The sequence below is a fragment of the Allobosea sp. 05T439 genome (assembly GCF_056396005.1).
The window spans coordinates 81,573-102,398 of record NZ_JBFTKP010000001.1 but is presented as its reverse complement, the minus strand read 5'-3'; the positions used below and the strand labels follow the sequence as shown (position 1 = coordinate 102,398).

At 66.6% G+C, this 20,826-nt stretch carries 12 protein-coding genes; 7 read left to right on the top strand and 5 right to left on the bottom strand.

Features of this window, described 5'->3' with window-relative positions:
- Positions 1-173 precede the first annotated feature (173 nt).
- Together AC1DIO_RS00425 and AC1DIO_RS00420 are read left to right on the top strand one after the other, a co-directional pair.
- The gene (locus AC1DIO_RS00425) at positions 174-1,268 is read left to right on the top strand and encodes an efflux RND transporter periplasmic adaptor subunit (protein ID WP_441488001.1); all 1,095 of its coding nucleotides are present in this window, start codon (positions 174-176) and stop codon (positions 1,266-1,268) included.
- Positions 1,265-4,348: an efflux RND transporter permease subunit gene (locus AC1DIO_RS00420; RefSeq protein ID WP_476775575.1), complete on the top strand. Its 3,084-nt coding sequence runs from the start codon at positions 1,265-1,267 to the stop codon at positions 4,346-4,348. The genes AC1DIO_RS00425 and AC1DIO_RS00420 overlap by 4 nt, the downstream gene beginning before the upstream one ends.
- Before the next feature lie 70 nt (positions 4,349-4,418).
- Here the strand turns inward: AC1DIO_RS00420 and pbpC are convergent, their stop codons facing one another.
- Together pbpC and AC1DIO_RS00410 are read right to left on the bottom strand one after the other, a co-directional pair.
- Positions 4,419-6,449, bottom strand: a complete 2,031-nt coding sequence (gene pbpC, locus AC1DIO_RS00415; protein ID WP_441504407.1) for a penicillin-binding protein 1C — start codon at positions 6,447-6,449, stop codon at positions 4,419-4,421.
- Positions 6,450-6,580: 131 nt separating this feature from the next.
- Positions 6,581-11,827 carry an alpha-2-macroglobulin family protein gene (locus AC1DIO_RS00410; protein ID WP_476853074.1) on the bottom strand — a complete coding sequence of 1,749 codons (5,247 nt, stop codon included), beginning with the start codon at positions 11,825-11,827 and terminating at the stop codon, positions 6,581-6,583.
- Positions 11,828-12,128: 301 nt separating this feature from the next.
- On the opposite strand from AC1DIO_RS00410, the gene AC1DIO_RS00405 reads away from it, so the two are divergent.
- From AC1DIO_RS00405 to AC1DIO_RS00385, 5 genes are all read left to right on the top strand, one after another.
- Positions 12,129-13,160 (top strand): LLM class flavin-dependent oxidoreductase, encoded by a 1,032-nt coding sequence (locus AC1DIO_RS00405; protein ID WP_476852993.1) that lies wholly within the window; start codon positions 12,129-12,131, stop codon positions 13,158-13,160.
- 37 nt (positions 13,161-13,197) lie between these two features.
- Positions 13,198-14,649: a trypsin-like peptidase domain-containing protein gene (locus AC1DIO_RS00400; RefSeq protein ID WP_441504409.1), complete on the top strand. Its 1,452-nt coding sequence runs from the start codon at positions 13,198-13,200 to the stop codon at positions 14,647-14,649.
- Positions 14,650-14,777: 128 nt separating this feature from the next.
- Entirely contained in the window at positions 14,778-15,773 is a 996-nt protein-coding gene (locus AC1DIO_RS00395) for a tripartite tricarboxylate transporter substrate binding protein (RefSeq protein WP_441504410.1), read from the top strand.
- A gap of 145 nt (positions 15,774-15,918) precedes the next feature.
- Entirely contained in the window at positions 15,919-16,410 is a 492-nt protein-coding gene (locus AC1DIO_RS00390) for a tripartite tricarboxylate transporter TctB family protein (protein WP_441504411.1), read from the top strand.
- 4 nt (positions 16,411-16,414) lie between these two features.
- Positions 16,415-17,917 carry a tripartite tricarboxylate transporter permease gene (locus AC1DIO_RS00385; RefSeq protein ID WP_441488008.1) on the top strand — a complete coding sequence of 501 codons (1,503 nt, stop codon included), beginning with the start codon at positions 16,415-16,417 and terminating at the stop codon, positions 17,915-17,917.
- A 19-nt stretch (positions 17,918-17,936) separates the two neighbouring features.
- On the opposite strand, the gene AC1DIO_RS00380 is transcribed toward AC1DIO_RS00385, so the two are convergent.
- The 3 genes from AC1DIO_RS00380 to AC1DIO_RS00370 are packed head-to-tail and all read right to left on the bottom strand — an operon-like array spanning position 17,937 to position 20,699.
- The gene (locus AC1DIO_RS00380) at positions 17,937-19,139 is read right to left on the bottom strand and encodes a CaiB/BaiF CoA transferase family protein (protein ID WP_441504413.1); all 1,203 of its coding nucleotides are present in this window, start codon (positions 19,137-19,139) and stop codon (positions 17,937-17,939) included.
- Positions 19,136-19,948, bottom strand: a complete 813-nt coding sequence (locus AC1DIO_RS00375) for an IclR family transcriptional regulator (RefSeq protein WP_441504414.1) — start codon at positions 19,946-19,948, stop codon at positions 19,136-19,138. The genes AC1DIO_RS00380 and AC1DIO_RS00375 overlap by 4 nt, the downstream gene beginning before the upstream one ends.
- A 4-nt stretch (positions 19,949-19,952) precedes the next feature.
- The gene (locus AC1DIO_RS00370; RefSeq protein WP_441488011.1) at positions 19,953-20,699 is read right to left on the bottom strand and encodes an enoyl-CoA hydratase-related protein; all 747 of its coding nucleotides are present in this window, start codon (positions 20,697-20,699) and stop codon (positions 19,953-19,955) included.
- Between the last annotated feature and the right edge of the window lie 127 nt (positions 20,700-20,826).

The following is a 20,826-nucleotide window of genomic DNA, read 5'->3' as shown; positions in this document are numbered from 1 at the left end:
CCAGCAGCCCGTTCCGGACTTGTTTCGTGTCTTGGTTCCGGTCTTGCATGCGAAAAAGCCGGTTGGTTCATTAAACCGTCGCGGCCGTCATGAAACCACACTTACGGATTTGTAATTTGAACTGCATCGTCCAGTCCCATAGGGCTTGCGACGATACCGGAGCACCCTGACCTATGAAGCGGCTTGTCCTTGTCCTCCTGATCGCCGGCGTCGCTGGCGGCGGCTATTACGGCTACCGCAGCTTCAAGGCTGGCGCGCAGCCTGCGCAAGCGCGCGCGGTGGCGAACCCGCAGGCTGCCGGCGTGCCCGTCGAGGTCAGCCGGGTGGAGGCCGTAACGGTCAATGAAGAGGTCCAGGCGCTGGGCACGCTGACCGCGAATGAAACAGTGGTCATCGCTCCCGAGATCGCCGGCCGGGTCGTGGCACTGGGATTCAAGGAAGGTGAGCGCGTCACCAAGGGCCAGGAACTGGTCAAGCTCGACCGGGCGATCCTCGACGCCGAAGTGAAACTGGCCGAGGCGGATCTGCGGCTGGCGCGCGATACCTATGAGCGCAACCGGGCGCTGGTCGACCGTGGCTCGGGCACGCAGGTCGCGCTCGAACAGGCGACGGCGCAACTGGCCTCCAGCGAGGCCCGCCTGCAGCTCGCGACCTCGCGCCGCGCTCTGACCGCCATAAGTGCGCCCTTCACCGGGGTTGTCGGCCTGCGTTCGGTCAGCGTCGGAGACTATGTCTCGGTCGGCAAGGAGCTGATCACGCTCACCGCAACCGACCCGATGAAGGTCGATTTCCGGGTTCCCGAGATTTACCTGACACGGGTCAAGGTCGGGCAGACCATCCAGCTCAAGGTCGATGCGCTGCCCGACACCGGCTTCACCGGCACGATCTTCGCGATCGATCCGATCGTCGATGTGAACGGCCGTGCGATCCGGCTGCGCGCCACCATCCCGAACGGCGACGGCGTCCTGAAGCCCGGCCTGTTCGCGCGGATCAACATCATCGTCGACCAGCGCGAGAACGCGCTCGTCGTGCCGGAGACGGCCGTAGTCCCCGATGGCACCGGCAAGATGATCTTCGTGGTCGAGAACGGCAAGGCGAAGCGCATGCCGGTCGAACTCGGCAAGCGCCTTCCGGGCAAGGTCGAGATCGTGAAGGGGCTGACCCCGACCATGCAGATCGTCACGGCCGGCCAGATGCGCCTGCGTGACGGCTCGGCCGTTGCCGTCAAGAATGCTCCGGCTCCGGTGCAGACGAGCGACGCACGATGAGCCTGTTTGCGCTCTTCGTCCGCCGGCCGGTTCTCTCGACCGTCCTCAGCCTGCTCGTCATCCTCATCGGCATCGTCTCCTATGGCCGGCTGACGGTGCGCGAATACCCGAACATCGACGAGCCGATCGTCTCGGTGAACACGACCTATCGCGGCGCCAGCGCCGAGATCATCGAATCCCAGGTCACGCAGATCCTGGAGAACTCGATCGCGGGCATCGAGGGCATCGAGATCATCACCTCGAACAGCCGTCAGGAGCGCAGCAGCATCTCTGTGCGCTTCCGTCCGGACGTGGATCCGGATGTCGCGGCCTCCGACGTGCGCGACCGCGTCAGCCGCGTGCGTGGGCGCATGCCGGACGAGATCGACGAGCCGATCATCGCCAAGGTCGAGGCCGACGCCCAGCCGGTGATGTATCTGTCGCTGACCAGCACGCGGCACAGCCCGCTGGAGCTGACCGACTTCGCCGACCGCTTCATTGCCGACCGGGTGCAGAACATCACCGGCGTCGCCGAAGTGCGCATTCTCGGCCAACGGCAATATGCGATGCGCATCTGGCTCGATCGGGCCCGCATGGCCGCCTACAATATCACCGTACAGGAGATCGAGGCGGCGCTGCGGGCGCAGAATGTCGAGATCCCGTCCGGCCGCATCGAGAGCAACGACCGTGAGTTCACGGTGCTGTCGCAGACCGGCCTGACCACGCCCGAGCAATTCCAGCAGATCGTGATCAAGGATGTCAGCGCATTTCCGGTGAAGCTGAGCGATGTGGCGAAGGTCGAGCTCGGCGCGCGCGAGGAGCGTAACGCCGCCTGGTTCGCCGGCCGCCCTTCGGTGACGATCGGCATCGTCAAGCAGGCGACGGCCAATCCGCTCGATGTCTCCTCCGGTGTTCGTGCGGCGCTGCCGGAGATCACCGATGATCTGCCCGACGGCATGGCGATCGCGACCTCCTACGACACCTCGATCTTCATCGATCGCTCGATCCAGGCGGTGTACACCACGATCGGCGAGGCGGTCGTCCTCGTCGTGCTGATCATCTTCGTCTTCCTGCGCTCGCTGCGCGCGACGCTGATCCCGCTGGTCACGATTCCGGTCTCGCTGATCGGCTCCTTCGCGCTGATGTATGCGCTCGGCTTCACCGTCAACACGCTGACGCTGCTCTCGATGGTGCTCGCCATCGGCCTCGTCGTCGACGATGCCATCGTCGTGCTGGAGAACGTGCACCGCCATGTCGAGAACGGCATGGAACCAAGCAAGGCGGCGATCCGCGGCATCAACGAGATCGCCTTTGCGGTCGTCGCGATGACGCTGACGCTGGTAGCGGTCTATGCACCGATGGCGTTCTCGACCGGGCGTACCGGAAAGCTCTTCATCGAGTTCGCCCTGACACTGGCAGGTGCGGTGCTCGTCTCCGGCTTCGTCGCGCTGACGCTGACGCCGATGATGTGCGCCAAACTCCTGAAGCCGCACGAGTCGCATGGCTGGCTCTACAACGTGCTGGAGCGCGGTTTCGATGCGCTTTCCCGCGGTTATCGCCGTTCGCTGCGTGGGGCGCTTTCGATGCGCCCGGTCATCGTGCTGCTGGCGCTCAGTGTTGCTGGCGGCAGCTATTACTTCTTCACAAACCTGCGCTCGGAGCTGGCTCCGGTGGAAGACCGTGGCACGATCAACGCCATCGGCGTCTCGCCTGAGGGCGCAACGCTGAGCTTCACGGCGAGCTATGCGCGGCAGGTCGAGGAGTATTTCAAGAATCTTCCCGAAGTCGAGAGCTATCTCGTCATCACCGGCTTCCCCGACGTGACGCGCGCCATCGCATTCGCGCGGCTGAAGCCGTGGGAAGAGCGCCACCGCAAACAGCAGGATCTCGTTGCCGAGATCAATCGCGGGCTGTCGCAGATTCCGGGCATCCGCCTCTTCGCGGTCAATCCGCCCTCGCTTGGCGGCGGCGGAGCCAACAGCAAGCCGATCGAGTTCGTGCTGCGCTCCTCGGATTCCTATGCCGAGATCAAGAACTATGTCGATGCGGTCATCGCGGAGGCGTCCTCCTCGCCGGTGCTGACCAACCTCGAATCCAACCTCATCCTGGACAAGCCGCAGATCAAGGTTTCGATCGATCGGCAGCGCGCCAGCGATCTTGGCGTCGGCGTCGACATCATCGGCCGGACGATGGAGACCTTGCTCGGTGGGCGGCAGGTGACGCGCTTCAACATGAACGGCGAGCAGTATGACGTGATGCTGCAGGTCGCCGGGGAGGATCGCAACACGCCTCAGGCGCTGCAGTCGATCTATCTGCGTGGTCGCAACGGCACGGTGGTACAGCTCTCCAGCCTTGTCAGCATCGAGGAGAACGTCGCGCCCAAGGAGCTGATCCGCTTCAACCAGCTGCGCTCCGCGACGATCACGGCGGTGCCGGCGCCGGGCTATTCGCTCGGCGATGGACTGGCCGTCCTGGAGCAGGCGGCCGCCAAGGTGCTGCCGAAATCGGTGCAGATCGACTATTCCGGCCAGAGCCGCGAGTTCAAGCAGGCTGGCTCCTCGATCGCGATCGTGTTCCTCCTGGCGCTCGGCTTCATCTATCTGGTGCTGGCGGCGCAGTTCGAGAGCTTCATCGACCCGGTGGTGATCATGGTCTCGGTGCCGCTCTCGATCACGGGCGCGCTGGCGGCTTTGTATTTCAGCGGTGGCACGCTCAACGTCTACAGCCAGATCGGCCTGATCACGCTCGTCGGCCTCATCACCAAGCACGGCATCCTGATCCTCGAGTTCACCAACCAGTTGCGCGAGGAGGGCAAGGACCTCGTCGATGCGCTGGTCGAGGCCGCGGAACTGCGCCTGCGGCCGATCCTGATGACGACGGGCGCGATGGTGCTTGGTGCGGTGCCGCTGGCGCTCGCCCATGGCGCCGGTGCCGAAAGCCGCTCTCAGATCGGCTGGGTCATCGTCGGCGGCATGACCTTCGGCACCCTGCTGACGCTCTATGTGGTGCCGGTCGCCTATAGCTATCTGGCGCGGGCGCATCGGCCCGTGCATGGCGAGGACGCGGCGCATGGCCAGACACAGGTCCAGCCCGCGGAATGAACTGTGCGGAAAGGCGATCCAGGCCGCATCGCCGGCGCCTGGATCGCTGAGTCCGCGCTGATGCCTTGCGCTACTGCAGCCTGACCGAGACGCTCTCGCTCGCGCCTGCGCCGTCGATCACCGAAATCCGGACAAAGCCCTTGCCGCCGGGCTGCCAGGCGGTTTCACGGCGGCGGGTCGGTGCGGTCACTGGCGCCCCGTCGACCAGCCAGGTATAGGGCGGGGCGCCCCCGGCGACCTTGAGGTTGAGCAGCGCGTGCCCGTCGACGGCCGACGCCGCGAGATCGATGCGCGCGCCTTCCGGCGGGAAGGCCAGCGTGAGGCCAGGGCGGGCCAGTGCGGTCAGCGTCTTGGGCACGTCCTGCCGGAGATGGCGCAGCGGTGGCGGCAGGTTCGATGTCGAGGATATGATGGCGTTCGGCGGCTGCAGGAATGGCCGCGGATCATGGCCGAGACGTGCGAAGGCATCGAACAGGATCGGTGCCGCGACGACGCGCCCGACGAGCCCCGGCACGGCTCCGTTATCGGCGCGGCCGACCCAGACGCCGATCGTGTGCTTGCGGTCGAAGCCGACGGCCCAGGCATCGCGATAGCCATAGGATGTGCCGGTCTTGTAGGCGATACGCCCTGGTGCGGCATTGAGCGGCGGCGGAGCGCCTAGGAGCGTGTCGGCGACATACCAGGCTGCGACGGGATCGACGAGGCGAGGCGCCTCTCCGGCCGGCTGATCGCCGGCCTTGACCTTGAGCGGCAGCATCTCGCCGCCGCGGGCGAGGCCGACATAGAGCCGCGTCAGGTCGGACAGGGTGATGCCGAGACCACCAAGGCCCACCGCGAGCCCTGGCGCACCGCCCTCTTTCGGCATGGCGATCGCGACGCCGGAATCGCGCAGCCGCGACAGGAAACGTTGCGGGCCGAGTGACGAAAGCAATTCCACGGTCGGGACGTTCAGCGAAAGCTGCAAGGCCTTGCGCGCGCTGACCATGCCCTGGAAGCCGAGATCGAAATTCTCCGGCACATAGAGCCCGTAACGCGCCGGCCGATCCTCCAGCATGGTCTCGGGATGGGCGAGGCCGTTATCGAAGGCGAGCGCATAGATGAAGGGCTTGAGGGCCGAACCCGGCGAGCGCAGGGCACGGGTGAGATCGAGCGAGCCGGCGCGCTCGGCTGCAAAATAATCGACGCCGCCGACCGAGGCACGGATCTCACCGGTCTCGTTGTCGACGGCGAGAACGGCAATCGAGACCTGCGGGGCGAGGCCGAGGCTGCGTTCGCGGGCAAGCTGTTCGAGATTGGCCTGCAGCCTTGCATCGATGGTCAGGTGGTGGCGGCGAACGGTCGGTGCCTCGGCCACGACCTGCTCGGCKACATGCGGCGCCAGATTGGGAAAGGCCCTTCGTGCGGTCGGAACCGGCTCATCACGCGCGGCCGCGACTTCGGACTGCGTCACGAGGCCTGCTGCCTCGATGCGGGCGAGCACCCTGTCGCGCGCCTTGCGGGCGGTCTCGGCGAAGCGGTCGGGACGACGTTGCTCCGGTGCTTGTGGCAGCGCGACGAGCAGGGCGGCTTCGGCCGTGGAAAGACGTTTCGGCTCGCGGCCGAAATAGGCGAAGCTTGCTGCTCGCAGGCCTTCGAGATTGCCGCCGAAGGGCGCGAGCGCCAGGTAGAGATCGAGAATCTGATCCTTGCTGAAGCGGCGTTCCAGCTCAATCGCACGCACGGCCTGGCGCAGCTTGGCGGCAAGCGAGCGCTCCTCGCGCGGTTCGAGCAGCCGCGCGACCTGCATGGTCAGCGTCGAGCCGCCGGAGACGATGCGGCCATTGATCAGCATCTGCCCGGCGGCACGTAGCATCGCGACCGGGTCGATCCCGGAATGGCTGTCGAAGCGCCTGTCCTCGAAGGCCTTCAGCATCGCGAGATAGCGCGGGTCGACATCCTCGACGCCGACCGGGAGCTTCCAGCGACCGTCAGCGGTGAGGAAGGGGCGCAGCAGCTTGCCCTCGCGATCGAGCGCCACGGTCGAGCGGTCATGCGCAGCCGAGACATCGAGTGGGGGGAGGGTCGAGGCGTAGAAGGCAACGGAGCCGGCAGCCAAACCCATGAGCGCAAGCCCGAGCGCTGATGCCAGCGCAACGGGTTTCAGCCAGCGACGTCGACCCCTTCCACCCTGCGAAGGGGAGGGAGGAGGGGTGCCGCTTTGCTCGCCCTGCGTGATCACGAGCCTTCGTGCCCTTACCTGGCCGAGGCGATGTCGACCGTGCCGAAGGCGGTGCGGCCGAAGCGGTCGGGACGGTACATGTCCTCAATGGCGGCTGCGGGCGCGACATAGCGGCCGGGCGAGACGGCGCGCGCGATATAGGCGACCGTGAAGGAGAGCGGCTGGTTGGACGAGCCAGGCCGTTCGAAGGCTGCGACATAGCGATCGTCGCGCGCTTCCGTGTGGACCGGCGTGACGTCCTGCTTCAGCCAGCTCAACCCCTGCGTCGATGCCCCCTCCGTGAGATTGGCATTCTCGATCTCGAGCCCGGCCGGCAGTGGATCGACCAGCAGCAGTCGCCCGTAGCGAACCGAGGGCTCGGTCACCCCCAGCACGACGACGTAGCGCTCGTTCTGGCGCAGACGCGCCGGATCAGCCTTCTCGCCCTTCATGGTGTAATAGGTCCGCTCCAGGGCAAAGCCCTGGTTCAGGGCGGGTTCGGCGGCGGTCGGAATGCCGGCAACGGTGATCACGGCCTGCGCGGAGGCGGCGCCGGGATTGGCGATGACGAGCGGCTTTGCTTCCAGCGCCTCATCCGAAAGCGTGCGGTAGAAGGCGCCCTTGCGCTCGGTGCCGTCGACGGTCAGCGCCATGCCCTCGGCCTCCTTGGCCATGGCCTGAGCCGCCAGCACCATCCACATGTTCTCCTGGGTCGAGGTGTAGCGGGCGGAGCCGCGGGCGCTCTCGACGATTGCGGAAGCGCGGGCGATGTCGGCACGCTCGCCATTGGTTTCTGCGATCAGGGTCAGGACCGCCGTGCCGTCGCGCAGGCGCGAGCCGTAGTCGGGCCGTGACAGGCCGTCGTCACGCGCCTCCTGGAGGCCAGCAAGCGCGCTGGTGAAGGCGGCGCGACCGCGACCGCGATCGCCGAGCAGCGAGAGTGCCGCTCCAATCTGCGCGCGTGCCAGCGGCGAGGCGAACTCGGCCAGCTTGTTGTCGGCGAGATAGCGCAGGTCGCCCATCACGGGCCGGCCGTTGCGCGCGAGCACATAGAGCGCATAGGCGATGCCGGCGGCTTCTTCCTTGTTGATCTCGCTGGTGTTGACGACCTGATTGCGCAGCCGGTCGAGCGCGAGATTGAAGGCGATCTGCGGAACGTTGAACTGGCGCTCGCGGGCGCGGGTCAGGAAGTCCGTAACGAAGGCATCGAGCCAGAGGTCTTCGCCGCCGACACCCCAGAGCCCGAAGGAGCCGTTGCCGCCCTGGCGGGTGAGCACGCGCTCGATTGCGCCGTTGACGCGCTCGTCGGCGTTGGCATCGAGCGCGAGCTGCTCGAGACTGGCCAGCCGGTTGACATGCAGCAGCGGCAAGGCGCGGCTGACGGTCTGCTCGGTGCAGCCATAAGGGTAGCGGTCAAGCGCCTTCAGGATCGCCGGCACGTCGAGCGCGGCCAGCGGCGAGACGGAGACAGAGACCTGGCCGGAGCGCGGTACGAGATCGGCCAGGAGGTCCGACGACACGGTGATAGAGCCGCCATTGCCCGGGATCGGCCGGACGATGCGGCGGGCGATCGTGTTGGCCGAGGGCTGCACGCGCACCGCGAGGTTCTGCACGGTACCGACGCCGTTCGGGCCGCTGATCCGGACATCGAACTCGGCGCGGCCGAGACCCGCCGCCGTGACCGGGATCGTCATCTGGCTCTTGGCGCCGGCCGCGAGCGTCAGCGTGCGCCGTGTTGCATCGGCGGCAACGAGGACGGGCCCCTTCACGTCGAGATCGACGAGATAGGGGCCCGCGGGTCCCTCGACATTGTCGATCTGGAGATGGAAGCGCGACTGGTCGCCGATCGCGAGGAAGCGCGGCAGCGTCGCCTGGGCGACGATCTGGTCGCGCACGATGACGTCGGTGCTGGTTTGGCCGGTGCGGCCTTGCGACCAGGCGACAGCCATGACGCGGACCGAACCGTTGAAGGCGGGCAGTTCGAAATCGATCTTCGCAGTGCCGTCCTGGCCGAGCTTGACCACCCCGGAATAGCGCGCGAGCGGCTCCTGCGTAGGCGCCTCGCCCTGCAATGCAGGGGCTGCGTCACCGCCGGAGCGGATGGTGCCGCGCACGCCCTGCATGCCGTCGATCAGATAGCCGTAAAGATCACGGAGTTMATGGCCGATCTGGCGCTGGCCGAAGAAGTACTTGCTGGCGTCCGGGCTTTCGAAGCGGGTGAGATTGAGGATGCCGACATCGACYGCCGCAACCGTGACGAAAGCCTCCTCGCCGGCGCGTGCCCCGCTGACCTTGACCGGCAGGGACAGCGTMGAGAGCGGGCGCACCAGATTGGGCGCTCCGAGGTCGACCTGGAGCGTGCGCTGTTCCTTGCCGATCGAGAACCAGGACAGGCCGATGGCGCGCCCGGGCAGGCGCTGGGCGGCGGTATCCATCGGGCGGTGGGCCAACGCGACGAGATAGGCGCTCGCACCCCATTCCGCCTTGACCGGGATCGAGGCCGTGCTGCCGCCGGGAGCGATGTCGATCGTCTGGATCTMGTTCAGCTTGTCGCCGACGACGGCGAGCGTTGCCTTGCCCGCGAAGCGCGGCGAGAGCCTGACCTGCATGGTCTCGCCAATCGCATAGGACGGCTTGTCGAGCGCGACCTCCAGCACATCGGGCGTGTCGGCGGTCTTGTCGCTCTCATAGCCGACGGTGAAGGAGACGCTGGTCTCGGTCGCGTCGGAGCCATCGGAGGCGACGTCGAGCCGGTAATTGCCCCATTGAACCGGGGCAGCGATGCGGGCCGCGGCCGTCTCGCTGACGGCGACCTCGCCATCGGCGACGCGGCGCGTCGTCTTCACTCCCTCATAGTTCCAGCGACCATCCTGGAAGAACCACTGATAGTTGCGATTGACCTTGGACAGCGTCCATTTCACGCCCGGCTTGGCAAGGCGGCGGCCGTCGCCATTGGCCATGATGACGTCGAAACTCGCCGTTTGGCCATTGCCGAGCTCGCCATCTTTGAACAGGGGCTTCACGCCGATGGCGGCGCCCTTCGGCACGATCGGCAAGGTGACGGAGCGGGCGATGGCGCGGCCGCCCGGCTCACCGACGCGCAAGGTGATCTCGACCTCGAGCGGGCGGTTGGTCTCGGGCTGCTGCACGCCGGCCGAGATCGTGGCCTTGCCTGCGGCGTCGGTGGTGGCGCTCTCCTCGAGGTCGCTCTGGATCGACTCGAAGGCCTCGTCGGTGAGGCCGACCTGAAACTCGGCGAAGCCCGGGATGGCGGATTTCGCGGCGGCGCGGATCGTGGTCGAGCCGTTGACGTCGAGCTCGGAGCCCGGCGCGCCGTAGAGATAGTGTGCATTGACATCGATCTCGGCCGGTTCGCCGGCCTGGAGCACGGGTGATTTCGGCGCGAGCGTCAGCTCGAGGCGCTCGGGCACGTAATCCTCGACGAGGAAGGAAACCTCGCCGATGGCTGCGCCCTTCGGGTCGGCATAGGCCTGGACGCGCCAGGTGCCTGTCTGCGCGCCGGAGATCAGCGGGATGGAATGAGCCCGCCCGCCGGCACCCTGATCCTCGACCTGACGGCGGCGGTACTCGACACCGTCCGGTCGCTTCACCACCAGAGTCAGCGGCAGGCCGGTGACGGCAGCGCCGGCGGAATCCCGCAGCAGGCTGGTGAGATAGACGGTCTCGCCGGAGCGATAAACGCCGCGCTCGGTATAGAGATAGGCGTCGAGGCCGGCCGGGGCGACGCGGCCCTTCACGCCACGATCGGAGAGATCGAAGGCAGTCTGCTTCAGGTCAAGGAAGCCATAATCCTCGTCGAGCAGGGCGGTGACGAGGCCCGGCGCATTGCCGCCCTGGCCCTTGGCAAGGCCGGCATCGAAGCGGGCATAGCCCTTCGCATCCGTGCGGGCGGTGGCGAGCACCTCGTTGTTGCGGGCGATGAGGCGCAGCACCGCATTCGGGATCGGCGCTGCGTTGGCGAGCGAGCGCGCCAGCACATGCACGCCATCGGGACCGGAGAAGGAGGTCAGGCCGAGATCGGAGACGACAAACCATTGTGTCGCGCGGGTCGAGCCGTCGTCATAGTCGCCGTCGCCCGAGGGCTGCGCGGCCTGTCCGCCCGTCGGCTTGGCAAACATCACGTAGACCCCGGGCTTGAGTTGCCCGACCGCTTCCAGCACCGGGAAGGCGGTGATCACATCCTTGTTGAGCTCGGACTTGACGTCCATCGCGCCGGCCCAGACGCGCTGGCCCTTGTCGGACGCGATCTGGCCCGCGTTGTAGCTGCCGAGCTGGCTGAGGAAATCGTCGGAATGGACGGAGTTGATCAGGTTGCGGTCGCCGATGCGCATGACTTCGAGGTCGAGCTTGTCGGCATTCACGGAGACGACCGGGATGCCCTGCTGACCGGTGCGCGGCAGCACATAGTTCTTGCCGGTGAAGCGCACTGACGGTGTGCGATCGCGGACATAGACCTCATAATCGGCGGATTTCAGCAGCTTCTCGTCGGGGAGTGCGGAAGGCACACCCTGGCGAATGACGAACGCGTAGCGTTCGCCGTGGCGCAGGCCGTCGACGCAGATCTGGCGCTCCTCGGCGCTGACGGCGAAATCGCCCTTGCCGCCGGAAATCGCGACATAGGGCGCGAAATCGATGCGCCCGCGGGCGAGCGGCTCGGAGAATTCGAAGCAGGCGCGCGGGCTCGCCGCATCGGCATCGACCTTGTTGGAGAGCAAGCGGAAGCCGCGCTTCTCGCGCAGGCCTTCATAGGCGGTGCGCAGTTGCGCATTGTCCTGGAGATCGAGGCTGAGACGATAGGCGGTCAGGGCCGGGCGCCAGAGTTCGTTGCGCTCGAAGGTGCGGGCGAGCACCGCGAGCGAGGCTGCTTCGTCCGGGCGGGAGGTTGCGCGCTGATAGGCGAGGTAGGCTGCACTGATCGCGCGTTCGCGCAGTTCCCAGCGCTCACGATAGTCACGCGGCTCGATCGCATTGGCGGCGCGTGCCATCAGGCGCCAGCCGGCGGAATTCTGGGGATCGGCGACGACGGCGGCATTGGCCTGGGGCAGGGCGGCACGGGCATCGCCTCGGGAGAGCGCAGCTTCGCCGTCACGCAGCGCGACCGCCGCGGGGCGTGTGCTGGCCGAGACGTCGCGCTTCAGGCGTTCCTCGAGCCTTTGCCCATCAGCCTGGAGATCGTTGCGGATATAGGCCTTCTGGGCGAGTGCCGGGGTGGCGGCGAGGGCAAGACCGAGAATCAGCGCGAGCCGGGAGAGCAAGGTCATGATCAGTCCCTTCGGCCGGTCCGGCCTGTCGTCATCGATAGTGCTGCGCAGTCGCAAGGGCGGCACGGTATCACCAAAGGCTAGCATCCGTGCTCGCCGGTGCAACGTGAAAGCTGATGACGGAGTGTCTGCAGCATAGGCGGAGCCAGCCGCGCATCCGCTGCCTGAGGCTCTGAACCGGCACGCATGGCGGGCCTCCTTGAAAGCACGCGTCCTGCGCCTCAATTGGTGCGGATGCGTTCCGCCGGGCTCATCTCGGCACAATCTCCCTCGACCGTAGCCAGCCTGAACGGACATGTGCATGACACAGCCTCTCGAACTGGGCCTGGACACGTTTGGCGATGTCACCTCCGGGGCGGACGGCCAGCCGTTGCCGCACGCAGAGGTCATCCGCAACCTGATCGACGAGGCCGTGCTGGCCGATCAGGTCGGGGTCGATTTCTTCGGTGTCGGCGAGCATCATCGCGCGGATTTCGCCATTTCCTCGCCGGAGGTCGTGCTTGCGGCGATAGCCGGGCGCACAGAGCGGATCCGCCTCGGCTCAGCCGTTACGGTGCTGAGCTCCGACGATCCGATCCGGGTGTTCCAGCGTTTCTCGACGCTCAACGCGGCGTCGGGCGGACGGGCAGAGGTCATTCTCGGCCGTGGCTCCTTCACCGAGTCCTTCCCGCTCTTCGGTTATGAGCTGCGCGATTACGAAACCCTGTTCGAGGAGAAGCTCGAAATCTTCGCGGCACTGATCAGCCAGGATGCGGTGACGTGGTCGGGCACGACGCGGCCGCCGCTCAAGAACCAGCGCGTCTTTCCCTCGTTGGAAACCGGGGTGCTGAAGACCTGGATCGGGGTTGGCGGGAGTCCCGAATCCGTCGTTCGTGCCGCCCGCTACGGCCTGCCGCTGATGCTCGCGATCATTGGCGGCGAGCCGGCGCGCTTCCGGCCCTATGTCGATCTCTATCACCGCGCCTTTGCGCAACTGGGGAAACCGGTGCCGCCGGTCGGGGTGCATTCGCCGGGCTATGTGGCGGAAACGGACGAGCGGGCGCGCGAGGAGTTCTTCACGGACTACAAGCGGATGCGCGACCGGATCGGCGGTGAGCGCGGCTGGCCGCCTATGAATCGCGCCGAGTTCGATCAGGAGATCGATTTCGGCTCGCTTTATGTCGGGTCGCCGGAGACGGTCGCGCGCAAGATCGCCGCGACGGTCAAGGCGCTCGATGCGGCGCGCTTCCAGATGAAATACAGCGCCGGGCCTCTTAGCCATGACAGGCTCATGGGCTGCATCGAGCTCTATGGACGCAGGGTCGTGCCTCTGGTCCACGAAATGCTTGCCTGACGAGACCAGTTGCGGATGCGCCGGCAATGACGCTTCAATGCTGCCGATTGCAGGGGAGCGCGTGATGGCGACGGGGTTGAGGTCTTCGCTTGGGACAAGGGGGCTGCTCGTCGCTGCCGGGCTGCTGTTCTTGCCGGCGCTCGCGCAAGCCCAGCCGCAACCTGCGGCGAATCCGCAACTTGCCGCGGCGCAGGCTGCCTTCGACGCCTTGCCCGAGCTCGAACGCAAGGCGATCCAGAACGACCTGATCTGGGCGGGACATTTCAACGGCGCGGTCAGCGGCTCCTACGGGCCGCTGACCTTTCGTGGCATCAACGCGCTGAAGGCCGGCTCGCGCGGCATGCCGGACGGCATCCTGACGCCCGTCGAGCGCCGGGCATTGGCGCAGGCGGCGGGGGCGGCGCGCGAGGCGGCGGGCTTCCGCGTCATCACCGACGAACGCACCGGTATCCGCATCGGCATTCCGACCAAGCTGCTGCCGCGCCGCGAGGCGACCGCGACCGGCGGCGGCCGCTGGCAGAGCGAGGATGGCAGGGTGACGCTCGACACGAGCACGGCACCGGCAGGGGATACTGTCGAGGCGCTGTTCGAGAAGGCCACGAGCGCGGCCGTTCCAGGGCGGAAAATCACATACAAGCTGCTCCGGCCGGATTTCTTCGTAGTCACTGGCGAGACGCCGTCGGGGCGGTTCTACCGGCGCCTGTCGTCGGGGCCGGGCGGCCTGCGCGGCTTCTCGATCGGCTACGACAAGGCTCTCGCGCCGAGCATCGACAAGCTCGTCATCGCTATTGCCAGCAGCTTCGAACCCTTTCCGACCGGGCCTGCGCCTGCGACGGCGGGTCCTGCGGTCGCGAGCGTGCCGACACCAGGCGCGGCGCCTCCGGTCGTGGTCGCGGCGAGGCCGACGGAGCGCTTCGGTGTCGGCCTCGCTGTCTCGGACAAGCTCGTCCTGACGGCGACGGCGGCGATCGACCCCTGCAAATCGCTCAAGGTTTCCGGTCGGCCGGCGCGGCTGCGCATCAAGGACGATGCGAGCGGCCTTGCCTTGCTGGATGTCGACGGCACTGCGGCCGGAGCTCCCCCAGGCCTTCGGAGTGGGGCGCTGGTGGCGCAGGAGAGCGTCGTGCTGATGGCTTTCGGCGATTCCGGCGGGCAGCGCACGGCGATGGCCCTGCCGGGACAATCCGTGCGCCTCGGCGCCGGCGAGGCGGTGTTCGCGCCGCTGCAACCCGGCCAGGCGGGCAGCCCGGTCTTCGATCGCCAGGGTCGTCTTGCCGGGTTGGTGACGTCCAACCCCTCGGACAGGGTGCTGATTGCAGGGGTCGCGCCGCAGCGCGCCTACGCGATTGCCGCCGGGGCTGCCATGCAGGCGCTGCTGGGCAAGGCAGGCGTAACGCTTCAAGCCGCGACGTCGGGGCCGGAGATCAGCACCGGGGCGGTGGTCGAGAAGGTCGGAAAGGCTGCATTGCCCGTCGCATGCGGACTGTGAACCCGTCTTCAAAGAGCAGTTGTTTCCGTTACGACAATCGGCTCAGATAGCGTCGGACTGACAAGGGAGCCCCGCATCCGCGGAGAAGCATCCCGGACCTAAATCGATTAAGCGGAGGGAACACGGGAATGACGGACGGCATCAACAGACGTAAGCTTTTGAAGGGTGCGGCAGCGGCAGGCGCGGCAAGTCTGATCGTCAAGCCGGCAATCGCGCAGGCACAATGGCCGAGCCGCCCCCTGACGATGATCTGCCCCTGGGGCGCAGGTGGCGGCACGGACGCGACGGCGCGCATCGTCGCTTCGCTCCTGGAGAAGGATCTCGGCCAGCCCTGCAACGTCGTCAACCGCACCGGCGGCTCGGGCGTCGTCGGCCATTCGGCGATCGCGACGGCGGCTCCCGACGGCTACAATATCGGCATGCTGACGGTCGAGATCTCGATGATGCATCATCAGGGTCTCACCGATCTCACGCCGGCAAGCTATACCGCGCTGGCGCTGATGAACGAGGATCCGCCAGGCGTGCAGGTCAGCGCCTCGAGCCCGCACAAGGACATCAAGGCTCTTGCCGAAGCCATCAAGGCTGCGCCTCCCGGCAAGCTCAAGGCCTCGGGAACAGGCCAGGGCGGTATCTGGCACCTCGCGCTGGTMGGCTGGCTGGTGGCGATGGGGCTGAAGCCCGATCATGTCGCCTGGGTGCCGTCGAATGGCGCAGCACCCGGCATGCAGGACCTCGCAGCCGGCGGCATCGACATCGTCACCTGCTCGGTGCCCGAAGCCCGGGCCATGATCGATGCCGGCAAGGCGAAGTCGCTCGCCATCATGGCGACCGAGCGCAATCCGCAGTTCAAAGACGTTCCGACGCTGAACGAGACACTCGGCGTCAACTACTCGGTCGGCGCCTGGCGTGGCATCGGCGCGCCCAAGGGGCTGCCGGCCGATATCCAGGGCAAGCTCGCCGCCGCGCTGAAAAAGGCCTTCGACTCCAAGGAATACAAGGACTTCATGAACGCCCGGGGCTTCGGCATGAAGTTCGCCGACCCGGCAGGCTTTGCTTCATTCATGGCCGAAGGTGACAAGGCCATGGCGTCCGCGATGAAGGCGGCGGGCCTGGCCAAGGCCTGAGGCGGCAAACGGTTGGCGGAAGGGTGAGGCAGCTTCATCCTTCCGCCGCTTCTCGATCTTTCAGACTGTGCCTGAAATGAGTGCGGGAGATGCGGTCGCTCGCGCTCATGGCGCCGCCCCGGCACGGATCAGCGGACGTTTCGCGATGCTTCTATCCGACAAGATAACCGGGGGCGTGATGGTGGCGCTCGGCGCCACTGCCTTCCTCTATGGATCCACACTTCCGCCGGTCCCTGGCCAGCAGGTCGGCCCCTCCGCCTTTCCAATGGCCGTCGGGGCTGCCCTCGTCCTCTGCGGCACGCTGATCGCCTTCGGTATCGGGCGGCATTTCGAAGAAGTGGCCGAGGCGGATGTCGCGAGCCATAGTGCGCCGGAACTGCTCGAGCCCTTGCCGGCCTGGCGGAACTGGCTTGCATTGCTGCCGCCGGCTCTGCTCGCCTTCTATGCGCTTGCGTCCGAGGCAATGGGCTTTCTGCCGACGGCAGGGATCATGGTTGTGATCGCGAGCTTCGCCTTCGGGGCGCGGCCGAAGCTCGCGGTGCCGTTGGCGCTGATCGCGCCTTTCGTCATCAACCTGATTTTCCTGAAGCTGCTGCGCGTGCCCTTGCCCGGCGGCCTTCTGCCTTTCCCGTGGTGAGCCGATGAATACCGTCATCCAGGCCTTCGGACTGGTCTTCCAGACCGATGTGATGATCGCGATCGTCGCCTCGGCCTTCTATGGCCTGACGGTCGGCGCGTTGCCGGGGCTCTCGGCCACGATGGCGACGGCACTCCTGGTGCCGATCACCTTCTATCTGTCACCGATCGCGGCCATCGCCACCATCATCACCGCATCGGCGATGGCGATCTTCTCGGGCGATATTCCGGGCTGCCTGCTGCGCATTCCCGGGACGCCGGCTTCCGCGGCCTACACGGACGAAGCCTATGCAATGACCCGCAAGGGCCAAGCCGAGACGGCACTCGGCATCTGCCTGTGGTTCTCGGCGCTCGGCGGCATCGCCGGCACGCTGTCGCTGATGCTGATCGCACCGTTGCTGGCCGAGTTTGCGCTGTCCTTCTCGACCTACGAGAATTTCTGGCTCGCCATGCTGGGGCTGATGTGCTCGACGCTGGTCGCCCGCTCCTCGCCGATCAAGGCTATCGCCGCGATGCTGCTTGGCCTGCTCATCACCTGCATCGGTATCGACAATCCCGGCGGCGTCCCGCGCTTCACCTTCGGCTCKACCGATCTTCTTGGCGGCATCGAGCCGATACCGGCGCTGGTCGGCGTCTTTGCGCTTGCCGAGGTGATGCGCGCCCTGACCGAGCGCGAGCCGCCGAAGCTGGAGCACCGCCGGCTCGGCAGCATCCTCAAGGGGCAGATCGAGCTGACCAAGAAATATCCGAAGCAGCAGACGCGCGGGAACATCGTCGGCATCATCATCGGCGTCCTGCCCGGTGCCGGTGCCGACATGGCTGCCTGGGTCAGCTATGCGATGTCCAAGCGCTTCTCAAAGACCCCGGAGAAATTCGGGACCGGCCATCCCGAAGGTTTGATCGAGGCTGGCGCAAGCAATAACGCCTCGCTCGCGTCGGGTTGGGTTCCGGCGCTGCTCTTCGGCATTCCCGGCGACACGATCACGGCGATCGCCATCGGCGTGCTTTACATGAAGGGGCTCAATCCGGGCCCGACGCTGTTCACCGAGCAGGCGTCGAGCATGTATGCGCTCTACATCATCTTCCTGCTCGGCAACATCATCATGATCCCGTTCGGCATCATCATGATCAGGCTGGCGAGCCGTGTCGTCGGGGCTCCGCGCTCGGCGGTCATGCCGGTGATCATGATCTTTTGTGCGGTCGGGGCCTTCTCAACGGCGGGCAACAACCTGTTTGCGGTCTGGTGCGTCGCGATCTTCGGCCTGCTCGGCTTTGTGATGGAGAAGAACGGCTATCCCGTTGCTGCCATGGTGCTCGGCATCGTCATGGGCACGATGGTGGAGCAGAGCTTCGTCACCTCGTTGATCAAGTCGGACGGTTCCATCCTGCCCTTCTTCAGCCGCCCGGTCTCGATGGTGCTGTCTTCGATGACGATCGCGGCACTGCTCTGGCCGGTCTTCATGTGGTCCCTGGAGAAACTGCGGTCGAGACGGGCGGTCGCCGCGTAGTTGCGGCGGGCGCGCGGCGTCAGGCTATTACGTCGCGCGCCTTCAATGCGTCCAGACGCTCGGCAGGCAGACCGAGTTCGTCCGCGAGGACTGCCCAGGTGTCATGGCCCAGCGCCGGCGGCATATGGCGCACCGGCAGCCGTTCGCCATCGAGGCGGTAGGGCGGAGCGAGTACGGCGGGTGCGCCGGCATTGTCCCCGTCCTCCACCAGCATGCCGGCCCGCCCAGCCCGCTCCGAGCGCAAGGCGCGGTTGAGGCCGAGCACCTCGCCGCTGGGAATGCCGTTCGCCGCCAGTTTCGTGAGCAGTTCGGCGCGCGGGCGGGCGCGCAGCTCCGCCTCGATGAGCGGCAACAGTTCGGAGCGGTGGGTGGTGCGCTGGAGATTTGTGGCGTAGCGCGGGTTCTCAGCAAGGTCGACCCGGTCGATCACCGAACGGCAGAAACGATCATATTGAGCGTTGTTCCCGACCGTGAGGACGAGCGCGCCGTCCGCCGCATCGAACACGCCATAGGGTACGATCGAGGGATGGGCGTTGCCGTAGCGCGGCGGGTCCCCGCCGAGCGCCAGGGCCTCCAGCCCGTAATAGGAGGTGACCGAGAGGCCGCAATCGAACAGCGCCATCTCGACATGCCTGCCCTTGCCGGTGCGTCCGCGCTGGACGAGAGCCGCGAGCACGGCCTGCGCCGCATATTGGCCGGTGAAGAGATCGGCAATCGCGACACCGAATTTCAGCGGGGGCTGGTCGTCATTGCCGTTCATGGCCATGAGGCCGGATTCGCCCTGGATGACGAGATCGTAGCCGGGTCGTGCGGCCTCCGGTCCATCGGAGCCGTAGCCGGCAATGGAGCAGTAGATCAGGCCGGGGTTCCCGGCGCTGAGCGCGGCATAGCCAAGGCCGAGCTTGTCGGCGCCGCCGGTTTTGAAATTCTGGATCAGCACGTCGCTCTTGCGCGCGAGCTCAAGGATGATGGCGAGGCCCTCGGGCTGGCCGAGATCGATGCCGATCGAGCGCTTGTTGCGGTTGACGCTGTTGAAATAGCAGGTGTTGCGCTCTCCGAGCCGCATGCCCCAGTCGCGCGTATCGTCGCCGCGCTGGGGATGCTCGACCTTGATGACATCGGCGCCGAGATCGGCCAGGACCTGGCCGCACCAGGGGCCGGCGAGGATGCGCGAGAGATCGAGAACGCGAATGCCGGCGAGGGGAAGGTCGGATGCGATCACGAACCCATCACTCCTTCAAGACTGGCTGCCAGCGCGATCAGGCGCGGCCGGACGTCCTCGAGCAAGAAACCGGGATCGAGGATGACGGTCGGCGCGCCGCAATTGATCGTCATCGGCGGCAGGCCTCCACCGGGGTGGAAGGCCACTGCGATCGCGCTCACCGTCGGCTGCCAGTCGCCGAAGGAGCGGACGCAACCTGTCATGCGATACTCCTCGAGCGCCTGTTCAATGCCCTCGCGCAGACTCGGCCAGGCAGCGTCGTCGACGGAGCGGAAATCGTCCATGATGGCCTGGCGCTCGGCCGGGTCGCAGGCGGCGAGATAGGCCCGGCCCATGGCGCTGCGTGCCATCGAGATGCGCGAGCCGGTATCGATGTTGAGGGCGATCGCGACCTCGCCCCGGCAGCACTCGATATAGCGCATGCTCAGCCGGTCGCGGACGCCGAGGCCGACCGAGGCCTTGGCGAAGTCGGCGAGTTCCTGCATGCCGGGCCGTGCGATCTGGCGCACATCGAGCCCGGCAAGCGCGGTGGCGCCGAGTGCGATCAGCGCGGTGCCAAGCCGGTATGCTCCGCTATGCGGGACATGATGGAGATAGCCCAGCTTGGTCAGCGTATAGGTCAGCCGCGAAACGGTGGAACGGGCAAGTCCGCAGCGTGCTGCGATTTCCGAGTTGGCGAGCGCATCCTCGTTGCGCTTGAAACAGGCGAGCACATCGAGCCCACGCGCCAGGGCGGTGACGAAATGCCGGTCTTCCTTCGGCCCGGCTCGTTCGCCGCGTTCGGGGGCGTCCGACAGCTGCGCCGCCATGGCCTCAGCGTTTCATCAGGAACGCGGCGAAGGCGGCCTGCGCCTCGGCCGAGACCAGGCGCTCGCCGAAATGCCTGGCTTCGAGCGCGATCGTTTCGGCCACGGCGGCGGCATTGCCGCGCTTCAGCAGCATCTTCGTCAGGGCGACCGATTGCGGCGGCAGGGCAGCGAGCGCCCGCGCCTTGTCGAGCGCGATCGAGAGCGCTTCGCCTTCCGCCACCACGGCATTGACGAGGCCCGCTTCGGCTGCCGTCTCGGGAGGGAACGCCTCGCCCAGCAGCAGCAGTTCCGCGGCGCGCTTGCTGCCGGCAATCATCGGCAGCAGATGGCTCGATCCGCCTTCGGGGCAGAGCCCGAGCGTAACGAAGGGCAGGCGGAAGCTGGCGCTACGCCCGGCGAAGGCAAGGTCGCAATGCAACAGCATGGTGGTGCCGATGCCGACGGCAAAGCCTTCGACCGCGGCGACGATCGGCTTCTTCGCCGTCGAGATCGTCGTCAGGAAATCGATGGCGATGCGCGCACCGTCGCCCGAGGCCGCGGCGAAATCCTTGATGTCGTTACCGCTGGTGAAGCACCCGGCCGCGCCGGTGAGCACCAGCGCGCGGACAGCCTCATCAGCTTCGCCTGCGGTGATGGCCGCGATCAATCCGCCATAGGTTGCGCGGTCGAGCGCGTTGCGCCGGTCGGGGCGATTGATGGTGATCTGGAGGACGCCGGGAAAGGGGCTTTGAGTCAGAACGGTCGCGGTCATCCCTTGCCTATCCCCTGTCGATCTTCACGCAATCCCAGCAGCGCTGTTCTGCCTGTCGGAAGGATGCGCCGTGATACTGGATTCGCAGGAACGATCCGTCCTAGCGTCGATCCGTGCAAGGCATGAC

Coding starts and splice junctions, on each gene's coding strand:
- AC1DIO_RS00425 (WP_441488001.1), top strand. CDS start 174: ATGAAGCGGCTTGTCCTTGTCCTCCTGATCGCCGGCGTCGCTGGCGGC.
- AC1DIO_RS00420 (WP_476775575.1), top strand. CDS start 1,265: ATGAGCCTGTTTGCGCTCTTCGTCCGCCGGCCGGTTCTCTCGACCGTC.
- AC1DIO_RS00405 (WP_476852993.1), top strand. CDS start 12,129: ATGACACAGCCTCTCGAACTGGGCCTGGACACGTTTGGCGATGTCACC.
- AC1DIO_RS00400 (WP_441504409.1), top strand. CDS start 13,198: ATGCTGCCGATTGCAGGGGAGCGCGTGATGGCGACGGGGTTGAGGTCT.
- AC1DIO_RS00390 (WP_441504411.1), top strand. CDS start 15,919: ATGCTTCTATCCGACAAGATAACCGGGGGCGTGATGGTGGCGCTCGGC.
- AC1DIO_RS00375 (WP_441504414.1), bottom strand. CDS start 19,948: ATGGCGGCGCAGCTGTCGGACGCCCCCGAACGCGGCGAACGAGCCGGG.
- AC1DIO_RS00370 (WP_441488011.1), bottom strand. CDS start 20,699: ATGACCGCGACCGTTCTGACTCAAAGCCCCTTTCCCGGCGTCCTCCAG.